Origin of the sequence: Protofrankia sp. Cj5 (genome assembly GCF_917627405.1) — a bacterium.
In the GTDB taxonomy this organism is placed as follows: domain Bacteria; phylum Actinomycetota; class Actinomycetes; order Frankiales; family Frankiaceae; genus Protofrankia.
The window spans coordinates 7,740-16,969 of the sequence record NZ_CAKJTO010000033.1; the positions used below are offsets into that span (position 1 = coordinate 7,740).

Sequence of the window (9,230 nt, forward strand, 5' to 3'; positions counted from 1 at the left end):
AGACGGTGGGTCTGCCACCATAGGAAGAGCCGCAGCACAATCCCGCCCGCGAGTATCAGCCAGCTGACCGGCGACAGTCCAAGCCAGCTGGGAGCACCCGTCTTGGGCTGGACAAAGCCCCAGCTCCCCGAACGGAGAATGCCGTACACGACGAGCCCGAGCCCGAGTGCCGACAACACGGTGCCCACCAGGTCGAGCCGCGTGCCCACCGTGGGCGGGGTGTCGGCCATCTGACGGGTGAGGATCAGGATGACGAACACGACGAGAACCTCACCGGCGAACACCCATCGCCAGGACAGATAGGTAGTGAGCAGCCCGCCGATGAGGGGGCCCGCCGCCACCGCGATCGCGCCGGCCGAGGCGACGAGCCCATACGCGCGCGGGCGTTGGTCGCGGGTGAAGTTCGACGCGATCAGGGCTACGATCGCCGGCATGATCAACGCTGCCCCGACACCTTCGAGAAAGGACCACCCGAACATCAGCGTGGCAAGGTTCCCGGCAAGCGCGGTAATGAATGATCCACATCCATAAATGACGCACCCGATGACAAAAGCGCGTTTTCGGCCGAGAATCTGGCCGAGCCTACCTCCTGTGATCATAAATGCGGCCATCACCAGCGTGTAAAAGGTGACGGCTGTCTGGATGCCGGTAACGGTCGTGCCGACATCCTTGGCGACGGTCGCGATCGACACATTCATGACCGAGCTGTCAAGCGTCATGAGAAACTGCCCTGACGCAAGCGTCAGCAGGACGATTCCGGCTCCGCTGATTTCCTTGCCAGCGCGCCGGCCCGCTTCCTTTTTTTGATCTTGGCCCATGCGTCGACCCATCCCAGGAGGGAAACCTGGTACGCACCATCGCGGCCGGCCAGACCGCCGCGCTTCCCCCCTCCCGGGGGATTTTTTGCGGACCGAAGACGGCCGACAGATGACAATGATCACATCGACACCGCGTGCCAACGACGCAGCCCCGCTCAAGGCTCGACAAGAGGATCCCGATCCTCTCATTATAAAAATATAATTTATCTAAAAATGAAAAATAATTATACAAACTTCCTTTTAATAATTACGCCCTGTAACGAAAATCCTCCGATGGGCACACACCCATCCGCGCCGCCACGAGCGCCCGGCAACTGGAAGATGATCAATGGACGGAGGCGGGGTGCGTACATCGCGAAGCGCTGCCCCACCCCGCGATGTCGCTCCCCTCATTGCCGGCAGCTCCCCGTTCCAGCCAGCCAACCAGCGCATTTACGGATGATCAAATCATATACTTCCGTGGCTGCGGCCAGCATGCTACTCTTCCCTCCGCGCGCTTCTTCCGATCAGCAAGAGCGGTCGGCTCCGGCCGGCCGCACTGACGCGGTTCCACGGGGGATCTAGCACGGTCAGCTCCGCTGGCTCTCACCGACCGGATTGTTTGCTGTTCATCAGGTTTTGTGCTGCTCACCCAATGTGGAGAGGTACGATCGCGCACTCTCTTCCCCAGGCCAGCCGGACCCGTGGTACCGGATTCCCGACAGCACCCGCCAACGTCGGTCCTTCCAGTACTCCGGCTCCGCTGACGTTCTCACCGGAAAACCTTCGACCACGCTTTCCGACCATCCCCATGATTCCAAAAACGCTTCTTTCCCGGCGCCTGATTGCCGCTTTCCTCACGCAGTCATTTCACTGACCAGCTGATATCAGGACCGCCGACCGCGACAACACGGGGCAGCTTACTTATTCGTAGCATCAAACCACGCCCCAGATTCCACCCGAGGAATGATTATGGAAGCAGAGCCGACGCTCACCAGGTTGGATGCGTTCACTCCGCCGGCGCGGGAATTCTTTCTCCCTGAGCTGCCGCGTTCCCTCCCGTTCGCCTACCACCCGAAAGCCGCCCAGATCGAATTTGCCTCGAACGGCTGGGTACGGACGCAGCTCGGCGCGTGCTTCGCGACCGAGGAGGACCTGCTGGCCTTCCTGCGCCAGCGAAACGGGATCTATGGTCCTCTCACTGTTCCGAACGCTGACGAGCAACGAGCTCGCGACATCGCGGACTGGTACCAATACGTGACGGTGATTGACAGCTTCGTCTCGGACCGATCAGCCCTCGGCGCCAGTGACGGCAAGGCCCGGGATGTCTTCGCCACCATCATCGCGGACTTCCGCGGCGACGGCGATCCGGCCAACGACCTCCCCTACAGCCGCGCGGCCAAAGACCTCTGGAAACGGATCAGCCCCAACCTCAGCCCGGCCCAGGTGTCCAGGTTCGCCGCGAGCCTGGAGGCCTTCCTACGCGGATGCGCCACCGAGATCCACTCTAAGATCACAAAAAACGTACCGGACTACGAAGCCTGCCTGGCAGTCCGGATGGACAGCTTCGGCTGCGACTTCATCGAACTGCTGACCGAGTACGGCGCGGCCGTGGACATGAGCGACGTTCTCCCGCAGCTCACCGAAGTCCACCAGCACTGCCGACGACAAATGATCATAATAAACGATCTGCTGTCATGGCGTAAGGAACGCGCCCAGGACGACACGATGACCGTCGTACGGGTCCTGACCGAACGAGACGGGCTCAGCCTGCAAGACGCTGTCAACCGGCTCTGCGCACTCGTCGAGCACCATGAGAAGGCCTACATCGAGGCTCGCGACGATCTGCTGTCCGGCCCGCTCGGTACACGCGGTGACGTACGCACCTACCTCACCGCGGTAGACCACCTGATGGGCGGCAGCCAGGAGTTCGAGTACCTGACCCCGCGCTACTTCGGTGACGGCTCGGCATGGGACGGCTCGACCTCAGGATGGGTAGACCTCCACGCCTCCGTGACACGCTTCCGATCACAGCCCTGGCCGGTCGGGACGGTCGAGACGCCAGCCACCGCGATCACCGCCGCCACCGGGACCAGCACCGCGCCCGGATGCCCGGTCCCGCACAGAACGGTGACCGCAGCCTCGGAGGCCGCAGCCTCAGAGGCCGACACATCCGGCGGCGCTCCCGACCGGGTGGCCACGCCGTCCCCCCGCAAAGACGGGACCGACCGTGCCTATTCCGTCGCGACCGCCCCGGGCGGCATCCCGGTGATCGGCCACGCCCTCCAGCTGTGGCGGTCGCCGTTGCGGTTCCTGTCCTCGCTACCCGCCCAAGGAGACCTCGTCCGGATCAAAATCGGGCCGCGCGAGGCCTATCTGGCCTGCCACCCCGAGCTGGTCACGCAGGTCCTGATGGACACACACACCTTCGACAAGGGCGGGCCACTGTTCGACAAGGTGCGGCTGCTCGTGGGCAACGGGCTCGTCAGCTCGATGTGGGAAGACCACCGCCAGCAGCGGCGGATGCTCCAGCCGGCGTTCCACCCGTCCCGGCTGCCCGGCTACACCAGGCTGATGCGGGAAGAGATCGACGATCTCCTGAGCTCCTGGACGGACAACCAGCTGTTTGACATCAACGACGCGATGCACACCCTGACCCTACGGATCACCGCCCGTACCATGTTCGCGACGACGGTGAGTGACCGTCCCATCATTCCCGAGATCGCCCACTACATGCCGATCATCATGCGGGGCGTCTACAAGCGGACGGTCGCACCGATCGGCTGGCAAGAGAAGATCCCCACCCCGGATAACCGCCGGTTCAACCAGGCACGGGCCCGGATGCACACGATTATCGAAGAGACGATCGAGATTCAGCGCCGCACCAGCACCGACCGCGGCGACCTGCTGTCGATCCTCGTAGCCGCCCGCGACGAGGAGAGCCAGCACCGGCTGACCGACGAGGAGATCTACGACCAGATCATGACCCTGCTCATCGGCGGGACGGAGACCACCGGCAACACCATGGTCTGGGCCTTCCACGTCCTTGCCGAGCACCCGCGGGTCGAAGCCCGGCTGCACGCCGAACTCGACGAAGTACTCGGTGGCCGGCCACCGACGTTCGACGACCTGCCACGGCTGGACTACACCTGGCGGGTTCTGTGCGAGACCCTGCGGATGTATCCACCAGCCTGGTTACTCACCCGCACGACCACCCGGGAGACCGAGCTGGCTGGACAGCGGCTGGCCGCGGGCACCATCGTGATGTACAGCCCGTACGTGATGGGGCACAACCCCTCCTTGTTCACCGACCCGGAACGCTTCGACCCGGACCGCTGGCTGCCCGAACACGCCAAGAACTTCCCGCGCGGCGCGATGGTGCCCTTCAGCGCGGGAAGTCGCAAGTGCATCGGTGACACCTTCAGCCGTGCCGAGACGACGCTCGCGATCGCCACGATCGCCGCCCGCTGGCGGTTATGCCCCGCGCCCGGCGCCAAGCCGCACACCGCCGTCCCGAAAGCATCACTGGGCACCGGACCGTACCTGATGATCCTGAAACCCCGTCCGGCCACGACCACCGGCACAGGCCCCGTGCCAAGCGACGCCAGCTGATCCGCCAGCCCGGCAGCCGGCCTGCCGGGCGGACCGTTCCGTGCCCTGCGGAAAAGAGAGCCCATGCCATGGGTGGCTCCCCGTGCCACCGCGCGATGCACGCACTCCAGCCCCGCTCCTTCCGCTGTAGTGACAGCATGACGGAAAGATGACAAGAAGGCATGGCACTGTCGCGGCTGCTATGCGCAGACGGCTCCATCAATAACTCACCGTCGCAGAAAATGACTCACCGCGAATTCGGTCAGCCTTCCGGAAGACAGACGTGGATGCGCTGGCTATCGTGCGTCTGTGACGACTTTGCGGATATCGGATGTGGCCGGCCTGTTGGGCGTCAGCGATGACACAGTGCGTCGCTGGGCGGACGCGGGCAGATTGCCAGTAATCCGTGACGACAGCGGTCGGCAGGCTGTCGAGGGCGCGGCGCTGGCGCAGTTCAGCAAGGAGCTCGCGGCCTCAGCTGACCGGCCGCTGGCGGGAGACGCCGCAGTGGTCGGTGAGTCAGCCCGCAACCGCTTCCCCGGCATCGTTACCCGGGTCGTCCGTGACGGGGTGATGGCGCAGGTCGAGATCCAGGCCGGTCCACACCGGATCGTGTCGTTGATGAGCCGGGAGTCCGCCGACGATCTCGGCCTGGAGCCAGGCGTGATCGCGGTGGCCTCGGTGAAGTCGACCAACGTGGTGATGGAACTTCCTCAGCAGCGCCGTTGAGCCATTCCACGCCGGGGCCGTCGGCACCGGCGGACGTTTTCGTGTTGAGGGGGACGCGTGAGAACGCGATCGAAATTCTGGGCGCTGTGCGCCCTGGCGACTGCTGTCCTGGTCGGATGCGGATCGAACACGACCGGATCCAGTGCCGCGTCGACGGTGCCATCGGCGCCGCCAGCCACGACAGCGCCGGTGACCGGGACGGTGACGGTGTTCGCGGCCGCGTCGTTGACGGAGTCGTTCACCGAGATCGGGAAGCAGTTCGAGGCGGCGCATCCCGGGACGACCGTGAAGTTCAACTTCGGGGCGAGCTCGACGCTGGCGACCCAGCTCACCCAGGCCGCGCCCGCGGACGTGTTCGCCTCGGCGAGTCCAACAAACATGGCCACCGTCGTCGACGCCGGGTCGGCAACCAAGCCGACGACGTTCGCGAAGAACACGATGGAGATCGTCACCCCGCCGAACAACCCAGCGAACATCGCTTCAGTCGCGGACCTGGCAAAGCCGGGAGTGAAGGTGGCACTGTGCCAGGCCCAGGTCCCCTGCGGGGCGGTCGCGGCCAAGGTCCTGTCCAACGCGGGCGTCAGCGTGACGCCAAAGACCTATGGCCCGGACGTGAAGGCGGTGCTGACCACCGTTGAACTCGGCGAGGTCGACGCCGGCATGGTGTATGTCACCGACGCGCAGGCCGCCGCGGCGAAGATCAAGGGGATCCCGATCCCCGCGAATCAGAACGCCTCCACGGCCTATCCGATCGCGGCTTTGACGAAGGCGCCGAACCCCACCGCCGCGGCGGCGTTCGTCGCGTTCGTCCTGTCGAGCAGCGGGCAGGCGGTGCTGGCCAAGGCCGGGTTCTCGCCCGGTTCGTGAGTCAGTTCCCGGTTGTGGGCCGCGGAAGAGCCGGCCGGAGCAGGGACGGACGGGTGCCGGTTCCGCTGGCGGTCGCGGGCGGGGCCGCGACCGGGTTTCTCCTGCTCCCGCTGGCCGCTCTGCTGGTGCGGGCACCGTGGCGCAACCTGCCCGCGCTGCTGGCCACACCGGCGGTGGGAGAGGCGCTGCGGCTGTCGCTGCTGACCACGACCATCGCGACCGCGTTGTCGCTGCTGGCCGGGGTACCGCTGGCCTGGCTGCTGGCCCGGTCCAGCTTTCCCGGCCGGAGGTTGTTGCGGGCGGTCATCACGGTTCCGCTGGTGCTGCCGCCGGTGGTCGGCGGGGTCGCGTTGCTGCTCGCGTTCGGCCGGCGGGGGGTCCTAGGCCAGTACCTGGACGCCTGGTTCGGCATCACGCTGCCGTTCACCACCGCCGGCGTTGTCCTGGCGGAGGCGTTCGTGGCGATGCCGTTCCTGATCGTGACGGTGGAGGGGGCGCTGCGGTCGACCGATCGGCGCTTCGAGGAGGCCGCCGCCACCCTTGGCGCGAGCCGGTTGGTCACCTTCCGCCGGGTCACCCTCCCGATGATCGCGCCGTCACTCGCGGCGGGTGGGGTGTTGTGCTGGGCACGTGCACTCGGCGAGTTCGGCGCGACGATCACGTTCGCGGGGAACTACCCGGGGACAACCCAGACAATGCCGCTGGCGGTCTACCTTGCGCTGGAGACCGATCCGGACGCGGCGATCGCGCTGTCTGTCGTGCTGCTCGCTGTCGCGGTGGGTGTCCTGCTGCTGCTGCGGGAACGCTGGTTGCGGCCGGGTACCACACTGTGAGCGAGACAGGAGGGCGCAGCGCGGTGACGCGGCTGTCGGCGGTGCCCGCCGCGGCGGGTGGCGGCGACCTGCATGCCCGGGTCCGGGTGGCGCGCGCGAACGGTTTCGTGCTGGATGTGACAGTACGTGTCGCGGGCGGGACGACGATGGCTGTCCTCGGCCCGAACGGGTCGGGCAAGACGACGCTGTTGCGGGCGCTCGCCGGCCTCCAGCCCATCGGCACCGGCCGTATCAGCGTCGGCGGCGTTACGCTGGATGATTCAGCGGAGGGCATCTTCGTCCCGGTGCAACGCCGCGGGGTCGGCATGGTCTTCCAGGACTATCTGCTGTTCGGCCACCTGTCCGCTCGGGACAACATCGCGTTCGCCCTGCGCTGCCGGGGAGTTCCCCGCGCCGAGGCCCGCGCCGCCGCCGGGGTGTGGCTGGCAAGGTTCGGCCTGGCTGAGTTCGCGGGCCGCCGTCCCGGGGCGCTGTCGGGTGGGCAGGCCCAGCGGGTCGCGCTCGCCCGGGCCCTGGCCGCGGAACCCCGCCTGCTGCTGCTCGACGAGCCTCTCGCGGCGCTGGACGCATCCACCCGATTGGCGGTCCGGGCGGATCTACGCCGGCACCTCACCGGGTTCGCCGGCCCCTCGGTGCTCGTGACCCATGATCCGATCGAGGCGATGGTGCTCGCCGACGACATCGTCATCGTGGAGGCGGGGCGGGTGGTACAGCAGGGCCCGCCGGCCGAGGTGGCACGCCGGCCCCGCACCGACTATGTGGCCCGGCTCGTCGGGCTGAACCTCTACCGGGGCGAGGCCGACGCGGGCCGGGTGCGGTTGGCCGGTGGCGGCCTCCTCACGATCGCGGACACCGCGATCAGCGGACGGGTGCTGGCCGCGCTGCGGCCGTCCGCCGTCGTCCTCGGGGTGGACGAGCCGCACGGCAGCGCTCGTAACACGCTGATGGGCCGGGTTACCGGCTTGGAGCTGCTGGGTGACCGGGCTCGGGCCGCGGTGGACGCGGCCCCGCCGGTGCTCGCGGATGTCACCCCGGCCGCGCTCGCCGACCTGCGACTGGAACCAGGGATGATCGTTTGGGCATCCTTCAAAGCGACCGACATCGAGACCTATCCCGATTCGGTGGACGACGCCCTGGCTGGGGACGACGCCCTGGCTGGCGAAGCCGCGGCTGGCAAGTGTATGAACATCCGCAGCCGCGGCTGATTTTCGATATATGATCATTATATGCGGAACAATAAAATTGTTGCACTGTCTTCCATCATTACCTATAGCAACCAGCGGCTCGGCGGCGATGCGCCCATCCCATCGACGCCCGCCGCCTCGTCGTTCACCAGCGTCCGACGCGCCGCATGGACGTTCACAGGCCCACGTCATGGGCGACGGCCTGCCCGCGACCGCCGGCACGACCAGCCACCCGCTTGCGGGTGCGGCGCGAAGCCGTTCGTGGGTTACCGGTACCGCGCGAGTACGGCCCCCAATCCAGCACGGCTGGGGCGCGGACCGGCCCGGCCGGCCGTACGAACCCATGCGCGGCAGCGAGGTCGGCGGCGGCGTAGGGCGCGTCGCGAAAGCCAGCTGTTCGGCTCGCCACGCTCAGGCGGCCCCTGGCCGCGTTCTCGGCCACACCGACACAACTCATCCGGTATCGGTCCGGTCCGCGGCCTTACCAGGAACCACCTGGACGCGGCTCCCTGATCGAACGACGGCTTCCGAAACACGCGTAGCGCGACCGGCAACAGGGGAGGCGGCATCGCGGGGCTGGGGCACGCGCCTCAGCCCCGCTCCTTGATCCACGCCTCTGTCGCCAGGCGCCCTTATCGGGCATTACGGGTAACAAGGTTGATGACGTACGTGGCCGTTGTACGTAGGCTGGGAGCGGTTCTCCCCTGAGCAACATCCTGACGTGATGAGGTAGATCAATGAGCTTGAGCATTCGCAACCGGCTCGCGGGAACCGTTACCGAGATCACCACTGGGGCAGCGATGGGCACAGTATCGATCGACGTTACCGGTGGACAACGTGTCACCGCCGCGGTGACCATGGACGCGGTCAAGGATCTCGGCATCTCGGTGGGGTCCGCTGTCGACGTTCTGATCAAATCGACCGAAGTGTCGCTGACCACCGGGACCGTCGCTGGTCTCAGTATCCGCAATCAGCTGCCTGGCACGGTTTCCAGGCTCGAGACCGGTGATGCCATGACCGTGGCACACATCGCCCTCGATGGCGGTGGCGAGATCACAGCGGCGATCACCCGGGCGGCCGCGACGGATCTCGGTCTCGCGTCGGGTTCCACCGTGACCGCTCTGATCAAGTCGACGGAGGTCGCGCTCTCCGCCGCCTGACGTCGTGGGTGTCCGGCACGGCGGTCGCCGCTGGAAAAGCACCGCCACCCTTCATGATCAACTAAGAGC

At 66.6% G+C, this 9,230-nt stretch carries 8 protein-coding genes; 6 read left to right on the forward strand and 2 right to left on the reverse strand.

Going from position 1 to position 9,230, the window contains the following annotated elements; translation table 11 throughout:
- Window positions 1-818 (reverse strand): MFS transporter (locus MJ777_RS09500; RefSeq protein ID WP_239375301.1); only part of this gene is annotated, 818 nt, incomplete at its 3' end.
- A gap of 951 nt (window positions 819-1,769) precedes the next feature.
- Here MJ777_RS09500 and MJ777_RS09505 point away from each other — a divergent pair.
- The 5 genes from MJ777_RS09505 to MJ777_RS09525 all read left to right on the forward strand — a co-directional run bounded on the left by MJ777_RS09505 (window position 1,770) and on the right by MJ777_RS09525 (window position 8,022).
- Window positions 1,770-4,409: a cytochrome P450 gene (locus tag MJ777_RS09505; RefSeq protein WP_239375324.1), complete on the forward strand. Its 2,640-nt coding sequence runs from the start codon at window positions 1,770-1,772 to the stop codon at window positions 4,407-4,409.
- A gap of 288 nt (window positions 4,410-4,697) precedes the next feature.
- Entirely contained in the window at window positions 4,698-5,117 is a 420-nt protein-coding gene (locus MJ777_RS09510; protein WP_239308183.1) for a molybdopterin-binding protein, read from the forward strand.
- Window positions 5,118-5,174: 57 nt separating this feature from the next.
- A complete protein-coding gene (gene modA, locus MJ777_RS09515; protein WP_239308182.1) occupies window positions 5,175-5,984 on the forward strand; it encodes a molybdate ABC transporter substrate-binding protein in 810 nt (269 codons plus the stop codon).
- The gene (locus tag MJ777_RS09520) at window positions 5,981-6,817 is read left to right on the forward strand and encodes an ABC transporter permease (RefSeq protein WP_370651407.1); all 837 of its coding nucleotides are present in this window, start codon (window positions 5,981-5,983) and stop codon (window positions 6,815-6,817) included. Before modA ends, MJ777_RS09520 begins: the two co-directional genes overlap by 4 nt.
- Window positions 6,814-8,022 (forward strand): ABC transporter ATP-binding protein, encoded by a 1,209-nt coding sequence (locus tag MJ777_RS09525; protein ID WP_239375327.1) that lies wholly within the window; start codon window positions 6,814-6,816, stop codon window positions 8,020-8,022. Before MJ777_RS09520 ends, MJ777_RS09525 begins: the two co-directional genes overlap by 4 nt.
- Window positions 8,023-8,176: 154 nt before the next feature.
- Here the strand turns inward: MJ777_RS09525 and MJ777_RS09530 are convergent, their stop codons facing one another.
- Window positions 8,177-8,458, reverse strand: a complete 282-nt coding sequence (locus MJ777_RS09530; protein ID WP_239375330.1) for a hypothetical protein — start codon at window positions 8,456-8,458, stop codon at window positions 8,177-8,179.
- 280 nt (window positions 8,459-8,738) lie between these two features.
- Between MJ777_RS09530 and MJ777_RS09535 the strand changes: the two genes are divergently transcribed.
- Window positions 8,739-9,161, forward strand: coding sequence for a molybdopterin-binding protein (locus MJ777_RS09535; protein WP_239308179.1), 423 nt, complete (start codon window positions 8,739-8,741; stop codon window positions 9,159-9,161).
- The last annotated feature ends 69 nt before the right edge of the window (window positions 9,162-9,230 follow it).